The sequence below is a fragment of the Faecalibacterium hattorii genome, assembly GCF_003287455.1.
In the GTDB taxonomy this organism is placed as follows: domain Bacteria; phylum Bacillota; class Clostridia; order Oscillospirales; family Ruminococcaceae; genus Faecalibacterium; species Faecalibacterium hattorii.
On the sequence record NZ_PRLC01000001.1, the window covers coordinates 174334 to 196534 of the forward strand.

The window sequence follows — 22201 nt, forward strand, 5'->3', positions numbered from 1 at the left end:
AGGTAAAAATTCATGCGCCATCTGATCGACCCCTTGGATTTCAGCCCGGAAGAGATCGACTCCCTGCTGAACTTAGCTGACCGCATCCGATCCGACCCTGCTGCTTATCAGGACGTTGCGGCCCACAAAAAACTCGCCACCCTGTTCTACGAGCCGTCCACCCGCACCCGCCTCTCCTTCGAGGCGGCCATGCTGAACCTCGGCGGACACGTGCTGGGTTTTCCGAGCGAGAACGTTTCCAGCGCTTCCAAGGGTGAAAGCGTCGCCGACACCATCCGCGTGATCTCCTGCTACGCCGACATCGTGGCCATGCGCCACTCCAAGGAAGGTGCGCCGCTCCGCGCTTCCCGCTACTCCCGCATTCCGGTCATCAATGCGGGCGACGGCGGCCATCAGCACCCCACCCAGACCATGACCGACCTGATGACCATCCGCTCCCGGATGGGCCGGCTGGACAACCTGACCATCGGCCTGTGCGGCGATCTGAAGTTCGGCCGCACCGTCCACTCTCTCATCAAGACGATGGCCCGCTGCAAAAACATCCGCTTCGTGCTCATCAGCCCGGAGGAGCTGCGGGTGCCCGATTACATCATCAAGGATGTGCTGGAAGCCAAGGGCATCGAGTACCGTGAGACCCGCAGCCTTGAGGAATCCATGCCGGAGCTGGACATCCTGTACATGACCCGTGTGCAGAAGGAGCGCTTCTTCAACGAGGAAGACTACATCCGCCTGAAGAACAGCTACATCCTGACCAGCGAGAAGATGGCGCTGGCCAAAGAGAACATGGCCGTGCTCCATCCCCTGCCCCGCGTAAACGAGATCGCGCTGGATGTGGACGACGACCCGCGTGCCGCCTATTTTGAACAAGTGCAGAACGCTGTCTACGTCCGTATGGCGCTGATCATGACACTGCTGGGTCTGCAGGACCCCAAGGCCAAGGAGGGCAACTGAAATGCTGAACATCGATGAAATCCAGAATGGTATCGTGATTGATCACATCAAGGCAGGCACTGCCGTCGGCCTGATGGATCTGCTGGGCATCAAAGGCAACCGCACCGCCAGCGTGGCGCTGATCCAGAACGCCCGCTCCCACAAGGCGGAGGGCGGCCGCAAGGACATCATCAAGGTGGAGGGCGATGCTTCGTGGCTGAACCTCGATGTGCTGGCCTACCTCGACCCCAACATCAGCGTGACCATCATCAAGGACGGCAAGGCGGTCAAAAAGGAAAAACCCCAGCCTCCCAAGCGTCTGGTCAACATTGTGCGGTGCAAGAACCCCCGCTGCATCTCCTCCATTGAGGAAGAGTGCGACCAGATCTTCGAACTGAGCTCCAACGGCAAGTATCGCTGCATCTACTGCGAGCAGGAGCTTCAGGTCAAGCCGGAATAAATCCCTATCAAGCAAAAGAGCGGACGAGCCGTTGCACTCGTCCGCTCTTTTTGTTACACGAAATCCTCCCGCATGGGGGTGAAGATATCCAGCAGGATGCCCGCTTCGGTGCAGACGCAGCCATGCTCCACGCCGTCCTCCTTGAGGATGGTGTCGCCCTTGTGGACGGTACGGGTCACACCGTCCACCGTGAACTCGAAGGCACCGGAGACCACATAGGTGATCTGGGTGTGGGGGTGGTGGTGCAGTGCGCCGACCGCGCCCTTTTCAAAGGTATTCTCCACGCACATCAGGCCGTCTGTATAGGCCAGCACCCTGCGGGTGACGCCCGCGCCTGCGGGCTGCGGCAGAGTGTCCTCATGCAGGACCCAGCGCTGTTTCTTCTCCGGCAGTTTCATAAACGTTCCTTCTTTCCCGGCCCCGCTGCGGGGCCGTTTTTTATTTCCATTATAAAAAGGCAGAACCCGTTTGGCAAGAGTTCCGCCTTTGTTTACAACTAAAAAAGCCCTATCCGAAGCTCTCTCCACTGCCGCATCGAAAAGCGCATCCCGTTCCCACACAACGACGCGCACCGACACGGCCCTTAAAAGAGTCTCTATAAACAGCAATCCCCCGATCACCGTCAAGAGCTTCGTTAGGACTTTTCACCAGACAAGGCTGCAAAACAGCACACACGCTCTGCGGCTCTGCCCTCTCCCCCGCCAGCACCTCCGAATTGCTTCGGCCGCAATGCACTGGCTCTGGAGTTCCGCCTTGTTCTTAACCAGATTATACCAAATGCCGCCGGGCATTTCACCCGAAATGTCATATTCTGCGGGGGAGGATGTCATATTTTGCGGACGGGCACCGAACAGGTGAACCGGAACCATTTTTCCCGGCAGCTGATGGTGTATTCGCCCTGATATTTGCGCAGCACGTCGGTCACGTTCCACAGGCCCATGCCGTGCCCCGGCTCCTTTTTGGTGCTGCGCGGGAGCTGGCCGTCCGGAAGGTCGAGGTTCTTCTGCACCCGGTTCCGCACCGAGACCAGCAGCTCCGCCTCTGTTTTGCGCATCCGAAAATACACCTCCGGCGGGTCGGCTTTTGCAGCGGCATCAATGGCATTATTGAGCAGGTTGGACACCACCATCACAAGGTCGGTGTTGTCCAGCGGGATCTCCCGCAGGTCCGGCAGGTCAAAGTAGAGCATGACTCCCTCGCGGCTGGCTTCCTCATACTTTTTGCTCAACAGGGCATCCAGCAGCGGGTTGTGGGTGTCCATGATGGTGGTGTTGGCCGCAATGGTCTTGGTCACCGTTGCAAGATACGCCTTGGCCTCCTCGTACTCTCCCTGCTGCAAAAGCAGGGCCAGCGCATCGGTGTGGTTGGTGAACTCATGGGTCAGGCGGCGCTGGGTGGTATAAGAGTCCATCAATGCCTCGGCGCGCTCCCGCTCCAGCGCTGCCTGAACGTGGAGCGCTTGCTGCTGCGCCATCTGATCGTTGAACATCTGGACGATGCCCATATGGATGAGCACTGCCACAGTCAGGCCCAGCGTCAGCAAAAGCATCAGGAAATCGGCGGGCTTGTCCTCGGCGGAGATCATCAGCACCACGTTCAGCACCACCGTGATGCCGGGAAAGAAGGACATCACCAGCGCCTGTGGGGATTCCAGCGCCCGTTCAGTCTTCCATCTGTGGGCAAAGTAGGCCACCAGAACGCCCACGATGACATTCGTGATGGTCATTGCCACAAGGCAGTCCATCCGTTTCCAGATCATCAGAAGCGAGGTATGCGTCACCCACGAAGCCACATACCGGACGGTATTTTCCGCCAGCAGACACATGGTGCCGTTGATGAGGGCCGCCGTCAGCTTCTGGGCCAGCGTGCCGCCGAACACCAGCGTGGAGACCAGCACGAAGCCGACATTTTCCCAGATGCTCAGCAGGGTGAAGAAACCGATATTGAGCTTGATGCCAAGGAACAGCTCCCCCGCCACCAGTACAGTCGTCCAGAGCCAGAGCGGCCGCACCCGGCCTTTGCCGAGGTAGGCGTAGTCCACCATGATAAAGGCGCACCACTGCGAAATACAGACGATGTGGCCGATCAGAAACCACGATTCAGGATTCATCGCTGAACTGCCCCTTCCATTCCAGATAGGTCGCCCGGATGGCTGCATAGCCGTTCCGGCTGACGCTCAGTTCCACCCCGTTGCGCAGCGTTACCTTGTAGCCGCTGATCTGGCGGATGTAGCGCATATTCACCACATCGCTCCGCCCCACCCGCAGGAAGCCGTTCTCGAACAGCTCGGCGGGCAGGTCGGTTAGCTTGCCGTAATAGGAGCAGAGCGGCTGATGCGGCACGTCCCCGTAGACGTTCACCTTCCGCAGGTCGCTTTCGAGGCAATAGATGCTGTCATAGGGCAGCTCCATCTCGGTGCGGTTCTGCCGGATGGTCAGCACCTTGCGGCCGCTGGCCGTCTTTTCGCGGAAGAGGGCCTCCAAGCAGTTGGGCAGCATCCGCTCCATGTCCCGCTTGAGGATGTAGCGGAACGCATTGACGGTGTAGCCCTCCGGCGCAAATTCCAGATAGGCAGAGATGTAGATGAGGGCGATGTCCGGGCTGGACTGGCGCAGCTGGCGGCCCAGTGAGATGCCGTTCATGGTGTCAAGGTCCACGTCCAGCAGCGCCACTTGATAAAGCTCCAGATGTGGGGTGGCAAGGGCCTCCTCGCCGCGGGTGCAGACGGTGATCTGGGCCGGGATCCCGCGCTGGGCCAGCTCGTCCCGGACTTTCTGCTCCACCCGCGCGGCAAACCGTGCATCGTCATCGCAGATCAACAAGTGCATAATGGAGTCTCCTCCCTCTCGAAAAAAGCGGGCTTCCCCATAGGAAGAGCCCGCTCTCTGGTATTGTTAGGCGAAGAATTTGTCGTAGATGCCGAAGGCAAAGATGAACAGAACGATCAGCGGCAGACCGTAGGACAGATAGCCGCGCATCCAATCCTGCATCTTGGGGCCGTCGCCGGTGTTGACTTCCTTCTTGTAGTTGTTCCAGCCCCAGCCATAGCGGGAGACGCAGAACAGCAGGTAGACCAGCGAACCCAGCGGCAGGAACAGGTTGCTGACGAGGAAATCCTCGAAGTCCAGCACCGCGCCGCCGAACACAGCAAAGCCGTCCCAGCTCCAGATATTGTAACCCAGCACGCAGGGCATGGACAGCGCAATGATAAGGAACAGGTTCACGATGCTGGACTTCTTGCGGGTGCAACCGGTCAGCTCCATGCCGCAGCAGATGATGTTCTCAAACACCGCCAGCACGGTGGACAGTGCCGCGAAGGCCATGAACAGGAAGAACAGGCTGCCCCACAGGCGGCCCATGGCCATGTTGGCAAAGATGTTGGGCAGGGTGATGAAGATCAGGCTGGGACCGGCGGTCTGGTCCACGCCATAGGTAAAACAGGCCGGGAAGATGATCAGACCCGCCGTGATGGCTACGAAGGTATCCAGCGCCACGATGCGGATGGACTCGCCCAGCAGCGCGTGCTCCTTGCCGATATAGCTGCCGAAGATGGCCATGGCACCGATGCCGAGGCTCAGGGTGAAGAACGCCTGATTCATGGCGCCCACCAGCGTGTTGACCACGCCGACTTCCTTCATCCGGGCGAAATCGGGCACGAGGTAGAAGCTCAGGCCCTCCTTCGCGCCGGGCATGAACAGACTGTTGACCGCGAGGACGACCATGATGACGAGCAGCGCGATCATCATGACCTTGGTCACCCGCTCAAGGCCGTTCTGCAGGCCCTTGGCGCAGACCAGAATGCCGAACGCGACCACGAAGACCATCCAGAACGCCATGACGCCGGGGTTTGCCAGCATCTCGCTGAAGGCATTCGTCACCTGCCCGGTGCTCAGGCCGGACAGCTTCCCGGCCGCTGTCATGTAAAAATAGTGCAGCATCCAGCCCGCAACGGTGGTGTAAAACATCATCAGCAGATAGCACCCGATGAGGGTAAAATAGCCGTGGATGTGCCACTTCTGGCCCGGCTTTTCCAGCGCCTGATAGGCGCGCACCGGACTCTTGCGGCTGGCGCGGCCCACTGCAAATTCCATGGTCATGATGGGCAAGCCCAGAATGACGAGGAAGAGCAGATAGAACAGCACGAAGGCACCGCCGCCGCCCTGACCCGCCATATACGGGAATTTCCAGACGTTGCCGATGCCGATAGCGCATCCCGCCGAGAGCAGGATGAAGCCCAGCCGCGATTTTAGGGTCTCACGTTCCATGATGTTTTTTTCTCCTCTGTAATCCTTTTGTCCGCCCTCCCCGCACAGTTTGGGAGAGCATAATAAGGTTATTATATCACACTTTCCCCCGTTTTCGGCGGGTTTTATGCAATTTTGGAGAAGAAAAAGATTCACTTTTGATACAGGCGAAAAGAACAAGATTTCACAAGATGCAAAAAATGGAATGCTGCGATCTGGTGTGGTCAACAGCTAACGGCAGAACAACGCCTCCCCGTGTAGGATGCGTTCTACATGGGGAGGCGTTTTGTTCCCTTTGATTTCCTATTTCAGAGCGTCCGGAGCAGCCTTACCAGATGATCTGGATGCGGCCCGCGCCGTAGGGTTCCTCATAGTTGAGGAGGTAGCCGGGATAATCGGCCAGCGGGCTGTTGGCGCTGCTCAGGTGAGGCAGACCGTTCCCGTCCACACCGCCGAACATGGCCGCGTAGCTGGACATGACGAGGTAGTCCTCGGAGACATAGTCCTTGATGAGGGTCGCACCGTCGAACATCGCAAAGCCGTCGCCGAGGTTGCGCAGGGTATAGTTCATACCGGCCAGCGCATAGGTGGCGCTGGGGTTCAGCGGCTCATAGGTGCCGGTGGTCTTGTTGTAGATTTCCACGTTGGTCACGCGGGGGGTGGTGGCGCTGCCCTGCCAGACGTTCTTGTCGTCGGTGAGGACAGTGTTGGGCATCATGGCGTGGATCTCATACCGGGCACCGGCCACATGCAGGAAGCCGCCGTTCTCCTTGCCGTCCGAACCCACAAAGCGGGCACCGAACTCCAGCGCGTCTTGGATCTGCTGACCGGTGACGGACATCAGGCAAGCCACATTGCCGAAGGGGCTGACGGTCTTGCAGGTCTTGAAGCTCCACGGGCCCGCGTCCACATCGGTGCGGATGCCGCCGCCGTTCATGATGGCGATATCGCAGTGCAGTTCTTCGATCTCGTTGAAGTAGGTATAGATGCCGTCGGCCACGAAGTCGCCGAGGTTGGTCTCGCCGGAGCGGATGCGGCGCTTGCCGGTGGCGGGGTCATTGATGTAGAACTTGGAGTCGCCCACAGCGATCTCCTCGCCCAGCATATCGTCCACAGCGCTGATCCACTCGGCGGCAGTGGCGGCCACGGCTGCGTCCGCGCCCTCGTAAGTATGGATCAGTTCGGTGGTAATGGTACCGTCCGCACCGATGGTCATCTTGCCGACATTCTTGAAGTAGGAGCCGGTCTGGGTCAGGGTGACGGCCTTGCCGGAGGCATCGGCCACCTGCTTGTTCTCCATCACGGTGTGGGAGTGGCCGTCGATGAAGGCGTCGAAGCCGGTGGTATGGGCGATGACCTCTTCACTGGTCCACGGCGAAGAGGAGGGATCCACGCCCAGATGGCCGAGGCCGATGATGTACGTTGCGCCAAGGAACTTTGCCTTGTCGATGGCCTTCTGGACCGCATTGTACAGCTTCTGGCCGTCGTCGCCGCCGAGGATATCATAGATGTACTTGGTCTGGCTGGCGTTCATGAAGTAGGCCGGGGTGGATTTTGTGAAGGTCTCCGGGGTGGTGACGCCCACAAAGGCGATGCGGGCACCGCCGATGGTGAACATCTTGATGGTGGGCAGCACCTTCAGGCCGGTGCGCAGATCGACCCAGTTGCAGGAGATGTAGGTGAAGTCGGCTTCCTTCATGACCGCCTTGGCGCGGGCCATGCCGTAGTCGAATTCATGGTTGCCGGGGGTGGCCAGATCGTAGCCCGCCTCGTTCATCAGCTTGATGATGGTCTCGCCATCGTCCATGGAGCCATAGGCGGTGCCCTGAATGTGGTCACCGGCGTCCACGAGCAGGACGTTCTGGCCCGCATCCTCGTAGCTCTTTTTCAGCGCAGCGATGGCGGCATAGGTCAGTTCGGGGGACTTTTTGTCGATGTAGGTGTGCACATCGTTGGTGTAGAGGATGGTGACCGCCGATTTGTCACCAAGGAAGCAATTGGTCTCTTCGGCCGACGCCGCGGGCGCAGCAAACGAGACTGCGGTCAGTGCAGTGGCAGCTCCAGTAGCCTTCATAAAGCTGCGGCGGGAAATGAACTGTTTCACAGGAAATGACCTCCTTTTGATCGTACAACACGGTTTTGCGGCACAGGCTCTCTCCCCCGCGCCGTATTTGTAGTATAAGCATAACACACTTTGACACTTTTCTCAAGGCAAAACCGTAGATCCTGCGCAAAATCATTTCACGAAAGTCGTACTTTTTATGAGTTTTCTGTAAATTTTCACGAAAAAAGGCCGAGTCCTGCATCCCGTCTCAGGCTTGCAGGGCCCGGCCCCATTCAGGGGGAGATCCAAAAACGGATCGGAGAAATCATTTCGGCATGCACGTCAGATGGCGTGATACTCCTTGAGGAACTTTTCAAGGTCAGTGCCCTCGATCTTCTTGAGCACTTCCTTGAGCGCGACTCGCTGGATGAACGGCAGGTTCATCTCGGTGATCTTCTTGCCGTCCCGGAGCTTCACGGTAGCATCGATCAGGCTGCGGACGTCATAGGTGCTGCCCCAAACCTCCGGCACGCCGCGGTCGATGTTCAGCAGCGTGTAAACGGCCTCCATGCCGGTGCGCATCGAATACTCGGTGGTGAAGATGGTGTCGCGGCCGGTCTCGGCGAACTGGCCGAGGAAAGCGAAGTTGACGGCACCCTGCGGCACGATATCGGGGCGGTCGCCGAAGGCACGCGGCATGAAGAAGGCGTCGATATAGGGCATCATGACCGGCACGGTGTTGGCGCTGTGTTCGGCCAGCTCAGCGATTTCCTCGGTGGGCACGCCCAGATGGTACAGCCACTCCATGCAGATCTCGCGGCCGGTGCAGTCCCGCATGGGCTTCTTCACATAGTCGCCGGGCTTGTCGCTGAACAGGCCGTAGACCCAGACGCAGAGCTGATTCTTGGGCTGGTCACGGAACTGCTGCTGGCGATTCAAGGTCCAGCTGAGCAGCCAGTTGGAATCCTTGACGGTCACGATGCCGCCGGTGACGGTGTGACCGGTGAAGGGGTCGCGCTTGCAGATCTTCTTGATATACTGGGGGATCTTGTCGTCCAGCGTGGTGATGGTCGCGCTCTCCCAGTTGGACAGTTCCGGCTGCGAGCAGAACTTTTCGGGATGGCCGAAGGAGGGGTCCTGCGCGGCGATCTTCTTCCACAGATCCCAGCCGTTGCCCGGCTTGATGGCGGGGTCGAACCCCGCCGCCTTGTCCTGCGAGCCGATGGTGCAGCTCTCGACGCAGCCGCCGTTGGTGATGAAGAGCAGGTCGTTCTCCGTCAGGTCCAGCACCTTTTCCTCACCCTTGTGCTCCACGGTGATGGAGCTGGCCTGTTTCTTGCCGTCCTCGATCTTGAAGCGGACATCCGTGACCTTCGTCTCGTACTGGAACTCCACGCCGTGCTCCTTCAGGTAGGTGACCATGGGCAGGATGATGGACTCGTACTGGTTGTACCGGGTGAAGCGCAGGGCGGTGAAATCCGGCAGACCGCCGATGTGGTGGATATAGCGTTTGAGATAGAGCTTCATCTCCAGTGCGCTGTGCCAGTTCTCGAAGGCGAACATGGTGCGCCAGTAGAGCCAGAAATTCGAAGAGAACACCTCATCGTCAAAAATGTCGGTGATCTTCTTATCCTGCAGCTGCTCGTCCGGGGTGAAGAAGAGCTTCATGATCTCCATGGCACCCTTATCGGAAATGGCGAATTTGCCATCGGTGTGGGCGTCCTGCCCGCGCTTTTCGGTGGCGCGGCAGAGGGACTTGTTGGGGTCTTCCTTGTTCAGCCAGTAATACTCATCGAGGACGCTGGCCCCTTCCGTTTCCAGCGAGGGGATGGAGCGCAGCAGATCCCACATGACCTCGAAGTGGTTGTCCATCTCGCGGCCGCCGCGCATCACATAGCCAATGTCGTACTTGTAACCGTCGCAAGCGCCGCCGGGCAGCGGGTCCTTTTCAAACACATGGATGTGTTCGCCCTTCATCTGACCGTCCCGGACGAGATAGCACGCTGCGGTCAGCGCCGCCAGACCCGAACCAATGATATAGGCAGATTTATCATCGACACCCTCCGGCTTGCGGGGATGTGCAAAGGCTTCGTAGTTGCCACTGGAATAATACATAACGCAGACCTCCTGAATTTTGGATGTTTCCGGGCGGCGTTCCCGCTCGCCCTTTCGTTGTGCTTAGTATATCCCACCACTTATGACAGAACAACATACAAAAACCGAACAGTGTATAAAATTTATGCAAAAAGCAACTTTTGTCGGAAAAGTGAACGAAGTGTGTCCGTCCCCATCGATTTCTCAAACCGTTTTCACCTTCTGATCCTTGAACTTCCGCTCTTTTCAGTGTATACTAATTTAGTATGTCTATCACCGTTTGCCGGGACGCAGCTCATTTTTCTGTTGTGTCAGCATTGGCCGATCAAAGGAGAATCCCACCCATGAAGGATCATTTTCAGCCCGCCGCATTCGAACAGTTGGCCTTTCCCCTGCCAACTGCCGAAGACGATCAACTGATTCAGAAGCTGCGGGAACTACCGGAGGATTATTGGGATTTCAAGGCCGATGATACCCACGAATACACCCACGGGCTGCACAATTATCCCGCCATGATGGTCAGCCCCATCAGCCGGAATCTGATCCGGATCACTTCTTCCATCCGGCCGGTGCACTCGCTCTTCGACCCCTTCTCCGGCTCCGGCACCGTGCTGGTGGAAGGAATGCTTGCGGGGATTCCCACAGTCTGCGGCAACGATATCAACCCCCTTGCCCTGTTGCTCTGTCGCGTAAAGACCACACCGCTTGACCCGATCCATCTGCGGAAGGTTTGCTCCGCCCTTCTCGACCAGATTCATACGCTTTACCAACGGGACGAATCGTTTTTTTCCGGTGCCGACCACTATATGCGAGAAGTTCTCGGCCTTGACCTGACTGCAAAAGACAATTGGGGTTCCGATGCACCCAGCTATCTGAAGGAATACTGCCTTTCCTGCCGTCGTGCCGATTTTGAAATTCCCTCGTTCAAAAATATCGGCTACTGGTTCAAGCCAAATGTTATTCTATCCCTGCAGCTCATCAAAAACTGCATCTTAGAAATTTCGGATGAACCGATCCGTAACTTTGTGTTTGTTGCTTTCAGTGAATCCATTCGGCTCGTCTCCAACCGGCGGAACGGCGAGTTCAAGATGTTCCGGATGCCGCCGAAAAAGGTTGCCGCCTTTTCCCCCAGCGTCATCGGCGAATTTTCCAAGATCCTCTCCCGCAACATCGAGAAAATGGGCAATTTCTATGCCGCGTGTCGCAACACTTCCCGCGTGACGATCCACCGGGATAACGCTACCGAATTGAAAAGTATCCCGGATGACATGTTCGATCTTGTCATTACTTCTCCGCCCTATGGGGACAGCCGTACGACCGTTGCCTATGGCGAATACAGCCGCCTCTCGCTTCAGTGGCTCGGCCTTGGGCATCTCACCGAAAAGGAGATCCTTGGCATCGACCGCAGTCTGATGGGCGGAAAAAAATACAGGAAAGGCTTTGCTTCCCACCTCCACAGCCCAACGCTGCAAAATTCGCTGGAACAAATTTCCGCCATCGATTTGGAGCGTGCCGGAGATGTCTATAGCTTTTATGAAGACCTCGACGCATCCATCCGTGCCGTGTCGGAAAAGACAAAAGCGGGCGGCTATCAGTTCTGGGTCGTCGGCAACCGCACCGTGAAAAAAGTGCTTCTGCAAACTGATGTTATCATCTCTGAACTGGCGTCCCTCTACCATTTGCAGCATGTTTATACCATTGATCGCAATATTCCCAATAAGGTCATGCCTTCCCTGAACTCCCCTACCAATGAGGCCGGAGCCAAAGTCACCACGATGACCAACGAACACATTGTGGTCCTCCGCAAAATTTGAAAAAGAACCCCTGCCGCGCAGCTTTTCGCCGCACGGCGGGGATTCTGCTTTTACACGACCTTTCGATTTACTTTGAACAACTTCGGCTGATCGATTTCACGGATTCGGAAGCCCGTTCCATGGTCGTGCGTCTTTCCATTTGCATACTGCCCAATCCGCAGGTCAATATAGATTCTGCCTTGTTCCAGCAGCTCGATCATCGCATCATAATCAAATCCGCTTACCTCGTAAGCTTCTTCAAAATAAAACTCCTCATCCGCACCCGTCCCGCGGGACTGCGCCTTTGCATAAACAAATTTGTTCTTGTATTTCTTTTCAAACGCTTTGCGGAGTTTTTCCCGCTCCCAGTATACATTTTCTGTTCCGAGTTCCGATGCGATCGAAATTTTCTGAGCATCGCACACGATCTTCAGCTGATGCCCGGTATCTGCAATAGGAACAAAATGCGCTGCCGTCAGAGTGGAGTGCAAAACCTTTTCCTCATTGTCATAGACACTGCTGGAATAGCCGTATTTCAGCCGGAGATATGTATTTGCTTTCGGAGGCTGCGGTGTTTTGGTGAACATCGTCAACATGCTCTGTGAATTCACCCGGCAGGATTTCAGCTCATATTCCCCGAAGTCCGGCGCATCATGATTGTTTTCTTCAATGCCCAGCAGGTCTTCCAGTGTCTTGCCAACGCCTGTCGGCCCGGCGCGATGTGTCCGGATCCAGCCCATTTCCTTGATTTTTCGGTACTCTCGGATAAAGTCTTCCAGCGTGTAGATCATATGTTTTCCTTTCGTTTTTTCTATAAAAAATGGCCCGCATTTCGCGAGCCATTTAATAAAATCTATTACTGCTTATTCTCCGGGGCGACCTCAAAATCGACCTTGCCGAGGTTGACGTCGGCGCGGACGATGGTGATCATCATGCTGTCGCCGAGGTTCCAGTTCTTGCCGGAAACGGGGTCGGACAGGCGGATGCCCTCGGTGAGGGTGGTGCCGGTAGCCGTCAGGCTGGAAGCGGGCACGAAGCCCTCCACGCCGTTCTCCAGCTCGACGAAGAGGCCGCGCTGGGTGACGCCGGAGATGATGCCCTCGTAGCACTCGCCTAGATGGCGGCGGGCGTACTCCGCCTTATAGCAGTCCTCGGCCTTGCGCTCAATCTGCACGGCGATGACTTCCCGCTCGCTGGACTGCTTGGCTGCCTGTGCCGCAAAGTCGGTGTAGCGGATGGCCATGGTTTCCTTGTCGGTGCCACTGAGCAGGTCGGTCATGATGCGGTGGATGGCAAGGTCCGGGTAACGGCGGATAGGGCTGGTGAAGTGAGCATAGTCTTTCAGCACCAGACCGTAGTGGCCCTTGGGTTTCTCCTCATAACACGCCTTGGACATGCAGCGGAGCATACCGGTGTTGATGATCTCCTCAAAGGAGGTGCCGCGCACACCTTCCAGAATCCCGCTCAGCTCCTTGGGGGTGGGCACATCCTTGGCGAAGTGGTCGTTGATGCCGCATGCCTGAAGCAGAGCGTGGAGACGCTCCAGCTTCTCGCCGTTGGGTTCCTCGTGGACACGGTAGACGAAGGGGATCTGCTTAACACGGGCGAAGTGGGCCGCGCACTGGTTGGCCAGCAGCATGAACTCCTCGATCATGGCCTCGCTCTCGCCGGAGGTGCGCTTCTTGACGTCGATGCAGTGGCCGTCCTCATCGAGGATCAGCTTTACTTCCCCGCTCTCGAAGTCGATGCAGCCGCGCTCGGTGCGCAGACGGGCACGGTGGCCGTACAGCTCCTTCATGGCGGGCAATTGATCCAGCACTTCGGCGTACTTTGCCTGAATCTCGGCATCCGCCGTCCCGGCCAGCAGGGCGTTGATCTCAGAATACACACCCTTGACCCGGCTGCAGATGACCGACTTGACGAAGCGGTAATCGGTCAGGTTGCCGTCCTTGTCCAGACGCATCAGGCAGGAGAATGCAAGGCGCAGCTCCTTCTCGTTCAGCGAGCAGATGCCGTTGGACAGGCTCTTGGGCAGCATGGGCACCACCTGATCCGCGTAGTACACAGAGGTGGCGCGGTTGAAGGCTTCCTCATTCAACTCCGAACCGGGCTTGACGTAATTGGAAACGTCCGCAATGTGGACACCCAGCTCAAAGCCGCCCTCCGGGGTGCGGGTCAGGCTGATGGCATCGTCGATGTCCTTGGTCTCGGCGCTGTCGATGGTGAAGATGGGCAGGGCACGCAGGTCCATGCGGCCCTCGCAGTCCTTCTCAGAAACCGTCATATCCTCGAACTTCTTTGCTTCTTCGCGGACCTTGTCCGGGAAGCGGGTATGGATATCGCGGGCGTAGAGCAGCGCCTTGGCGCAGCGCTTGGCCTCGTCACTGCTGCCGAACCGCATGGCCACGCCGACGCGGTGGTCTTCCTGCCGGTTGCCGCGCATCAGGATCTCGACGGCTACCTTGTCGCCGTCCTTGGCACCGCCTTCGCAGTCCCGCATGAGCTGCATGGAGATGGCCGGGCAGTCGTCCGGCACGAACTTCAGGCGGCCCTCGATCCGGCGGACCGTACCCACGAGGTCGTTCTTCTCGGTGAGGACGGCGAGGATCGCGCCCTCGTCGCTGCCCTCCACACGGGGATGCTCAAATTTCTCGACAAGGACCTCGTCGCCGGGCATTGCGCCGCGGGTGAAACGGCCGGGGATGAAGATATCGCTGGTCTCATCCTCCAGCATGACGAAGGCAAAGTTCTTGCCCAGCTTGACCACCTTGCACAGCAGTGCCTTTTCGGCACGGCCGGAGCGCACGGTAAAGAACACGCCCGAACGCTGGCAGATGACGGCGTCGTGCACCAGAGAATCCAGTGCCTCCATCACCTTGCGGTCGGCCCCGCGGTCGCCGCCGAAGCGGGCCTTCAGGTCCTTGACGGTGCAGGGCTGATTTTGGATGGCATGTTCCACTTTATCGCGTAATGACATAAATTTTACTCCTTAACTTCCACAGCCGACCCACCTCCACCGGGCGGCGGCTCTTCCCTCTCATCAGAAAAAATAGGCAGAAAAACAGCCCCGCCTTACACGGGGCTGTGCATGAGTGCTCAGGCCAGACGGCTGGCGAACACACAGGCCAGAATGGCCACCACAAAGAACACGACGCCGGCAACGCGGGTCACCTTGGCCAGCATCTGATCGGCAGGGGTCAGGCGTGCATTGTTTGCGCCGTATGCGCCGCCGTTGATCGCACCGGACAGCCCCTGACCGTGGGTGTGCTGCATCAGGGTGAGGACGATGATAACGACCGAGACGGCAAGCAGGACGACACCGCCGACGATTTCAATAGCAGACATGGATGGAACGCTCCTTTTATTATTAGTTTCATTGAGACTACATACAAATACAAGGATATAATAGCATACAACGGCGCAAAAAGCAAGAACAACTGCGCTTCACGCGCCGAAATTTTCCAGCATCTCTGCCAATGCGGCAAAAATGGCAGCGCTGGAATGGGCCGGGACGGTCTGCGCGTCCTGCAATACCACGATGGTATACTGCGGTTTTTCTGCCGGGAACACCCCGGCAAACCAGTTGTTTTTCAGCTCCACGCCGTCCCGGAACTGCCCGGTCTGGGCGGTGCCGGTCTTGCCCGCAGCCGTCGTTTCCGGCAACGCCGCCTCGTGCCCTGTGCCGTTCTCCACCACCCCCGCCAGCAGCATCCGCAGGGCCGACGCGGTTCCCTCCGAGACCACCCGCTCCGCCCTCCTGTGGGCCAACGGCGTCAACGGTTCGCCGGTCGTTTCGTCCAGCGTGTTCCTTAGAAAGAGAGGTTCCCGATACATCCCGGTCACAAGGGCGTTCAGCATCCCGGCGATCTGTACCGGCGTCGCCAGCAGCTCGCCCTGCCCGAAGCAGAAATTTGCGTAGGCCCCGCTGGACGTCAGGGCAGCCAGCTCCGGCAGCTTCCCCGCCGCGGTGCGGAAGCTATCGGTCAGCTCCACAGCCTGCCCAAAGCCAAGCTGCTCCGCCAGCGTGCGCACCCGCTCTGCCCCTAGTGTCTGCCCCAAGCGGATGAAATATCCATTGCAGCTTTTTTCCAGCGCAGCCGCCAGATCCACCTCGCCGTGGGCGACCCCGCCCGCGCAGCGGAAGATCTGGCCATCCACCTCGCACCAGCCGGGGCAGTGATACACAAGGCCCGTCTCCCCCGCTTCCAGCGCGGCAGCGGCCAGCACCGGCTTGAACACCGACCCCACCGCGTAGCTCTGAAATGCCCGATTGAGCATGGGGCTGTCCGGCGCGTTCAGGCTGGCCGCCGGGTCTGCCGGGTCATACCCCGGCACGCTGACGCACGCCCGTACTTCGGCACCGGCCGTTTCCAGCACCACAATGCTCCCCGTCGTCATCATCCGGGCCGCGACGGCTTCCGCCGCCCGCTGGACATCCCGCGAAAGGGTCAACTGCACCCCCACAGCCCCGCTGTCGGCGTGGGTCTGCTCCGGCGTTTCCCGCAGCTTCCCCTGCGCGTTGACAAGACAGGTCAGCGTGTCGCCCTCCCCGGTGCCGGAAAGGGCCGCATCGAAAGCCGCTTCCAGCCCCGCCGCTCCTTTGCCGTCTCCATCCACATACCCGATCAGATGCTCCGCCAGCGGTGCCGCCGAGAAACGAACGGACACCGGCCAGCAAGAAATTCCAAGCGCTGAAACATCCTGCTCCACCTCAAGAAAAAACGGAGCAAGCGCGTTTCGTTTCTGGTAGAGCAGGGCCTGTCCGGCCGCATCGGTACAGGAAAACAGCCTCGTATAATTTCCCTCGCCGGGAACGCAGAGTGCTTCCCATTTTGTGCCAAGACCTGTCAGAAGATGGCCTTCACAGTCGTAGAAATTCCCTCGCCGCGCCGGGAGACGGAGCGTGACCACGCTCTGCGCCGCCGCACGGGCCGCATAAGCCGGATTCGAGCAGAGCCAGTACAACCGGCAGACCACCGCCGCAAAGCACCCCACCAACAGTGCATACAGTGCCACCACCCGCCGCCCGGACATCGAACCGCCCCCTTTGAAAAATAGGATGGGCTGGGTAGGCCGTGGGTAAACAAAAAGGAGACGGAGCCTTCCGAATGGGAAGTCCCGTCTCCTGCGGCGTGATGAGTTGGATTTGCGAATTATTTTCTGAGGTTTGACTGTAATGACCTTTTATTATTCGAGCTCGGTAAGTTTATTTCTTTACTAAACAAATTTGTTTAGTGTGTCTATTCTTGGATGTTCACTTTTCCATGAGATTGCTGTGCTAGATGTGGCTTGATGATTTTTTAGTATCAGGATAGTATCACGCAACCAGCGGAATCTCTGTGAGTATTATACCGAACTCTCCCTCATAAAGCAAGTCTGTTCTCTACTACCGAATGTTTACAATAAATTCCTTACTTTTCGCTACACAAATTCCATTTTTTATAATAAAGCATTGCACTGAATGTGTTCCTTTATACAAAGTGCTTTCCCTCTTCCCATCAAATCCCTCATTGGATGGTTCAAAATTTCCTCGTAAGCAATTTGCCATTGTAGCTTCTTGCCCAGTATTCACAACTTGCCATATAACGCTATATGGTCGCTTTACTCCAGTTAATGCCCGAAAATGCAATGTGCATCTTTTTTCAAGTGGGATATCGTTGCTTATATACTCAACATCGCTTCCATCTGCTGCAGTCACTCTTAATGTTATAAAAGCAGCTCCACCACGCTGCATAGGCCATCTTGGCTTTTCCTTATAAGGTGCGAATATACAGCTGTATACATTATTAACGCTTGAGCATGCAATAGCCTTGCAGCCTTCTTTGGGGAATTCATCTCCTAATATTTTTCTCCATGTATCATTTTCTGTTCCTTCATCGTTTAACATTGAAACATGCTCACTAAGTTTATCTATAAAATTAGAAAAATCTGTTGTACTATACCCGGCCAGCAGATCATTGCCCTCAATTTTTTCTGATGGGTCACTTATAGTTGGATTCACTCCGGCATCTGCATAATCTTCTTTATATGCAGCTACTATATTTTGCATTGTTGCAATAAGAAAATCTTCTGTTCCAAGAGATGAATCTCCCAAATTATCTGCTATGATTTTTTCTAGTGTAATTCCTTTGGGATATTTAATATCCTCTGGACAATTTGTCTGACGCCACCACTTAAATATTTTTACAAGTGGTTTATATTTTTTATTATGTTCTTTGTTGACTGTAGTAGACCACACTTTATGACCTTTAGGATCAGTTTTTGTCCATTCTCCTGTATTAGAATCCCCAATATAATACACTTCCTCATCATCTTGATCAGAGATAACTGGAACAACATCTATTGACAGTCCGCCCATCTCAATTCCAACAGAATGCGATTGAATTGTTGCTGAATTATAATTCGCATTTTGAATCAAGACATCTTTTAACTCACTTATTACTTTCTTGGAATCATCTGTCATCTCATAAGATGTCACAACTATAATGTCCACATCTCTCTTTTTCCCTTTAGATGTGGGTCTAATAGATGTATGTTTTGCGTATGAACCGGACAAAAATGTATCTACATGTATTTTTTTATAAGTATCATGATTCTTCAGATAATCCCTCAATGTACTTTGCAAACTGCTAATATATGCCACTGTTGTACTACTCGGTTCGATTTCCGACAAGAAATTATTGAAATCCCGCTGTTTCGCCATAGTCTTTCCTTTCTTATGGATGTTGATGAACTTCTATCTTTTGCGCATACGCATTATAATCAATTGCTGGTACGGTTCCTATTTCCTGCAATTTTCCCAAAACTTTCAAAAGAAAATATACAAGTGATTTTGACTTGTCGCAGTAACTTATTGTCTTATCCCCTCGATCACATACAAAAGTTCCTGCTGCCACACAGCATATCATATCAAGCCTTTTCAACTCGTTTTCAGATAGGTTGTTTGCAATGTTATCTATAGTACTCGATTCTGCCCAGTCAGATGTTGTTGTTAATAGTCCTGCAACAATTTTGTGTAGTGGTTTAGGGTCATATTTTCCTCCTGCGTGCTTTATTGCCACTGATGTCCGTTTTAATTTTCTTACACTTTCTGTCTTATGTTGGGCATATTCCATATAGCCTTTGTTTAGGCTTTGCTTTACTTCAAAAACTGCATATACGCTTTCCGCTGGAATCAAAAATGTTTCATTGTGTTTAAGCACCAGATATGAGTACTGTCTATCGTAAATGATTACATCTATTTGTTCGCTTTCGTTCCCATCTGCATCAATTACAACTCCTTTGGCAACAGCATATCTATTCGGAAGATATGCCATTAGCCACTCTCTCCAATTATCTTCTGTGTCGTCCCCTTTCATTCCAGGATGCATCAATACTGATGCGCCAGTCTTTAGCCCTGCTTCCATTTCTTGTTGCATTCCATCATACAGTTTTCCAAGATCAACACTCGGCATTTTCGCATTCCTCCACTCTTAATTTCAAAGCATCTTGGTTCCAATCCCAAAGAACTTGTCAAAGAAGCTCTTCAGCTTATCGATTACACCCTGCTTCTTCTGTGCACGGCCACCGCCGCCGAAACGGGAAACAGGCGGCATCAGCTTGTCAATATCAGTGCCAACAGTCTTGATCTCACCATCCCGGAACGCATTGGCCAGATACTTGCGCGTTTCCGGCTCCTTCAGCTTTTCCTCTTGGATGATCTTTGTAAGCTCTTTCTCCCGCTGTTCGGACACATAAGTGTTCCACTCTGCCATCACGTCATCCACATCGTTGACACCTGCAATAAAGGTTTCAATCAGCTGCTTTTTGCTGCGCAGTTCCGGGCTGGCATCAATCGCCTTGCGAATCGTGATGAGCACCTCTTTGTCATCGCAATGGGTGTCATGGTACTTTTTGACCAGCATCAGGATGTAGTCAATGTTGATTTCGACCTGCCGAATCAGCTCCACCTCAAACACCACATCATCGGTGATGTCCTCTTTGGTTTCATCATGCTTCTTGTTGCGCCATTCATCCCGCAAATCCTGATAGCGGCCCAAATAGTCCTGTAGATCCCGTTCAGAGATCAGTTCGTTGCCCTTGAAATCATCAAAGGAGGACAGCAGGTTCCGCATCCGCAGCAGTGCGCCAAACAGCACGATAAAGTCCTTCTGGTTCTGCTCTCCGACGATCTGCGGCTCTGTCAGCGGGAACTTCTGTGTCAGGTCATCGATCATGTCGGTGTAACCCTGATGGTATTTTCCCTGCTCATCCGTATAGCCGTGGTAATAGTCTGCATATTTGCGCAGCAGAACGATGCCGCCCGCATTTTTATCTCCAAACAGCGAAATTGCCGCATCCACCCGCTTTTGCAGGTTGCGGAAGCAGACGATATTGCCAAAGGTCTTGATGCTGTTCAAGATACGGTTCGTCCGGCTGAACGCCTGAATCAGGCCGTGCATCTTCAGGTTCTTGTCCACCCAAAGGGTATTCAGGGTCGTGGCATCGAAGCCCGTCAGGAACATATTGACCACGATCAGCAGGTCAAGCTCTTTATTTTTCATGCGGAGCGATACATCTTTGTAGTAGTTCTGGAACCGTTCGCCATCGGTCGAGTAGTTCGTATGGAACATCTCGTTGTAATCCTGAATGGCGGCATCCAGAAAATCCCGGCTGCTCTGGTCAAGGTTGGAGGTATCTTCCGGGTTTTCCTCGTCCAGAATGCCATCCGTTTCCGCTTCGTTGGCTCCATAGCTGTAAATGGTAGCAATGCGCAGCCGCTTGGTTGGGTCTGCCGCCATCTGCTTTTTGAACTCCTGATAATACAGCTTTGCCATTGGCACAGATGCTACGCAAAAAATCGAATTAAAACCGCTGACGCGCTGTTTTTGCTTGATTTCCTCCACCGCACCACGCTGGGCAGAGGCCACCTCTGCCACATTCGTCAGCAGATTAAACTCATACGATTTGTCTCCCCGATAGGTTTTCTGGTCGAAGTGGTCAAGGATGTACTTTGTCACCAGAGAAATACGCTTGGGAGCCATGAATGCCTTTTCCCGGTCAATGTCCCAAACCTGTTTATCGTCCATGTCCGGCTCTGCATCCATCGTCTTGATGTAATCCACACGGAACGGCAGCACATTCTTGTCGTTGATGGCATCCACAATGGTGTAGGTATGCAGTGGTAGAACCTTTTCGCCTTTTTCATTTGGTTCACCGCCAAACAACTGAGGCGTTGTCCTCATACCGGGTTTTCCGCTCGTACCCGCATTTGCTGCGTAAATCGGTGTTCCGGTAAAACCGAACAGGTAGTACTTTTTGAAGTTGTGAACGATAGCACCGTGCATATCACCGAACTGGCTGCGGTGGCACTCGTCAAAGATGATCACAACGTGCTTCTGGTAGACCTCATGCCCCGGATTTTTCTTGATGAAGGTCGCCAGCTTCTGGATGGTGGTAATGATGATATGTGCTTCCGGGTTTTCCAACTGGCGTTTCAGAATCGTGGTGCTGGTGTTGGAGTTTGCCGCGCCCTTCTCGAAGCGGTCATACTCTTTCATAGTCTGGTAGTCCAAATCCTTGCGGTCTACCACAAACAACACCTTGTCGATGTAGGGCAACTGCGATGCCAGCCGTGCCGTTTTGAAGGAGGTCAGCGTCTTGCCGGAGCCAGTGGTGTGCCAGATGTAGCCGCCGCCCTCGATGCTTCCATACTTTTTGTAGTTGTTGGCGATCTCGATGCGGTTCAATATCCTCTCGGTTGCCGTGATTTGATATGGGCGCATCACCATCAGCATCTTTTCTGAGGTAAAAATGCAGTACCGGGTCAGCACGCTCAGGATCGTGTGCTTTGCAAAGAATGTCCGGGTAAAGTCGATCAGATCCGTCAGCACGCGGTTGTTCGCATCGGCCCAGTAGGAGGTAAATTCAAAGCTATTGCTGGTCTTTTCCTTTTTCGTCTTGCCGTGTTTGGCATCCTTGATGGCATTGTAGCGGGTGCTGTTGGAGTAGTACTTGGTATTTGTGCCGTTGGAGATCACAAAAATCTGTACATACTCATACAAGCCGCAGCCCGCCCAGAACGAATCCCGCTGGTAGCGGTTGATTTGGTTGAACGCCTCTCGGATGGCCACCCCGCGCCGCTTCAGTTCCACATGAACCAGCGGAAAGCCGTTGACCAGAATCGTCACATCGTAGCGATTATCATGCCGTGCGCCGTCTGCTTGTTTTACCTCATACTGGTTGATGACCTGCAGGCGGTTGTTATGGATGTTCTTCTTGTCGATCAGCGTGATATTTTTGGAACTTCCATCATCCCGGTGCAATACCTGCACATTGTCTTCCTGAATCTTCCGGGTCTTTTCGGGAATATGCTCGTTGGGGTTGGCAATTACATCACTGAAAAACTGCCGCCACTCCGTATCGGAAAACTGGTAGTGGTTCAACTCTTCCAGTTGGCTGCGGAGGTTAGCAATCAGTTCATCCTCGGTATGCAGCGGCAGATAGGTGTAGCCCTGCTCGCACAACAGCCGGATAAACTCTTTCTCCAGTTCTGCCTCGCTCTGGTAGCTGTCAGAGCGCACCTTGGAGGGTTCATAGGCAGCAACAACGGTATCCTCATTGGTAGCCGCAACGATATTGAAAAAGGACATTTTCA

At 55.0% G+C, this 22201-nt stretch carries 16 protein-coding genes; 3 read left to right on the forward strand and 13 right to left on the reverse strand.

Going from position 1 to position 22201, the window contains the following annotated elements; translation table 11 throughout:
* Positions 1 to 12 precede the first annotated feature (12 nt).
* Both pyrB and C4N23_RS00950 read left to right on the forward strand, forming a co-directional pair.
* Positions 13 to 951: an aspartate carbamoyltransferase gene (gene pyrB / locus C4N23_RS00945; RefSeq protein WP_112143418.1), complete on the forward strand. Its 939-nt coding sequence runs from the start codon at positions 13 to 15 to the stop codon at positions 949 to 951.
* Between the two features lies 1 nt (position 952).
* Positions 953 to 1390, forward strand: coding sequence for an aspartate carbamoyltransferase regulatory subunit (locus C4N23_RS00950; RefSeq protein WP_055188265.1), 438 nt, complete (start codon positions 953 to 955; stop codon positions 1388 to 1390).
* 53 nt (positions 1391 to 1443) lie between these two features.
* Here the strand turns inward: C4N23_RS00950 and C4N23_RS00955 are convergent, their stop codons facing one another.
* The 6 genes from C4N23_RS00955 to C4N23_RS00980 all read right to left on the reverse strand — a co-directional run bounded on the left by C4N23_RS00955 (position 1444) and on the right by C4N23_RS00980 (position 9793).
* Positions 1444 to 1788: a cupin domain-containing protein gene (locus tag C4N23_RS00955; protein WP_055188267.1), complete on the reverse strand. Its 345-nt coding sequence runs from the start codon at positions 1786 to 1788 to the stop codon at positions 1444 to 1446.
* Positions 1789 to 2216: 428 nt separating this feature from the next.
* Complete coding sequence (locus C4N23_RS00960) at positions 2217 to 3500, reverse strand: sensor histidine kinase (RefSeq protein ID WP_112143420.1); 1284 nt, start codon at positions 3498 to 3500, stop codon at positions 2217 to 2219.
* The gene (locus C4N23_RS00965; RefSeq protein WP_112143422.1) at positions 3490 to 4218 is read right to left on the reverse strand and encodes a LytR/AlgR family response regulator transcription factor; all 729 of its coding nucleotides are present in this window, start codon (positions 4216 to 4218) and stop codon (positions 3490 to 3492) included. Before C4N23_RS00965 ends, C4N23_RS00960 begins: the two co-directional genes overlap by 11 nt.
* A 66-nt stretch (positions 4219 to 4284) precedes the next feature.
* Positions 4285 to 5655: a sodium-dependent transporter gene (locus C4N23_RS00970; protein ID WP_112143424.1), complete on the reverse strand. Its 1371-nt coding sequence runs from the start codon at positions 5653 to 5655 to the stop codon at positions 4285 to 4287.
* 307 nt (positions 5656 to 5962) lie between these two features.
* Entirely contained in the window at positions 5963 to 7738 is a 1776-nt protein-coding gene (locus C4N23_RS00975; protein ID WP_112143426.1) for a bifunctional metallophosphatase/5'-nucleotidase, read from the reverse strand.
* 282 nt (positions 7739 to 8020) lie between these two features.
* The gene (locus C4N23_RS00980) at positions 8021 to 9793 is read right to left on the reverse strand and encodes an oleate hydratase (protein WP_112143428.1); all 1773 of its coding nucleotides are present in this window, start codon (positions 9791 to 9793) and stop codon (positions 8021 to 8023) included.
* 323 nt (positions 9794 to 10116) lie between these two features.
* Here C4N23_RS00980 and C4N23_RS00985 point away from each other — a divergent pair, with 323 nt between their 5' ends.
* The gene (locus C4N23_RS00985; RefSeq protein WP_112143431.1) at positions 10117 to 11586 is read left to right on the forward strand and encodes a TRM11 family methyltransferase; all 1470 of its coding nucleotides are present in this window, start codon (positions 10117 to 10119) and stop codon (positions 11584 to 11586) included.
* 50 nt (positions 11587 to 11636) lie between these two features.
* Here C4N23_RS00985 and C4N23_RS00990 read toward each other — a convergent pair whose 3' ends face one another.
* The 7 genes from C4N23_RS00990 to C4N23_RS01015 form a co-directional block, all read right to left on the reverse strand.
* Complete coding sequence (locus tag C4N23_RS00990; protein ID WP_112143433.1) at positions 11637 to 12356, reverse strand: MvaI/BcnI family restriction endonuclease; 720 nt, start codon at positions 12354 to 12356, stop codon at positions 11637 to 11639.
* A 65-nt stretch (positions 12357 to 12421) separates the two neighbouring features.
* Positions 12422 to 14542 carry a ribonuclease R gene (rnr, locus tag C4N23_RS00995; protein ID WP_112143435.1) on the reverse strand — a complete coding sequence of 707 codons (2121 nt, stop codon included), beginning with the start codon at positions 14540 to 14542 and terminating at the stop codon, positions 12422 to 12424.
* Positions 14543 to 14661: 119 nt separating this feature from the next.
* Positions 14662 to 14910: a preprotein translocase subunit SecG gene (secG, locus tag C4N23_RS01000; protein ID WP_055188282.1), complete on the reverse strand. Its 249-nt coding sequence runs from the start codon at positions 14908 to 14910 to the stop codon at positions 14662 to 14664.
* 99 nt (positions 14911 to 15009) lie between these two features.
* Positions 15010 to 16599 carry a peptidoglycan D,D-transpeptidase FtsI family protein gene (locus C4N23_RS01005; RefSeq protein WP_112143437.1) on the reverse strand — a complete coding sequence of 530 codons (1590 nt, stop codon included), beginning with the start codon at positions 16597 to 16599 and terminating at the stop codon, positions 15010 to 15012.
* Positions 16600 to 16951: 352 nt separating this feature from the next.
* Positions 16952 to 18268 (reverse strand): SMODS domain-containing nucleotidyltransferase, encoded by a 1317-nt coding sequence (locus C4N23_RS13770; protein ID WP_143405514.1) that lies wholly within the window; start codon positions 18266 to 18268, stop codon positions 16952 to 16954.
* Positions 18269 to 18281: 13 nt separating this feature from the next.
* On the reverse strand, positions 18282 to 19019 hold the full coding sequence (locus C4N23_RS01010) for a DUF6602 domain-containing protein (RefSeq protein WP_097777949.1): 738 nt from the start codon (positions 19017 to 19019) through the stop codon (positions 18282 to 18284).
* A gap of 24 nt (positions 19020 to 19043) precedes the next feature.
* On the reverse strand, positions 19044 to 22196 hold the full coding sequence (locus C4N23_RS01015; protein WP_112143439.1) for a type I restriction endonuclease subunit R: 3153 nt from the start codon (positions 22194 to 22196) through the stop codon (positions 19044 to 19046).
* Between the last annotated feature and the right edge of the window lie 5 nt (positions 22197 to 22201).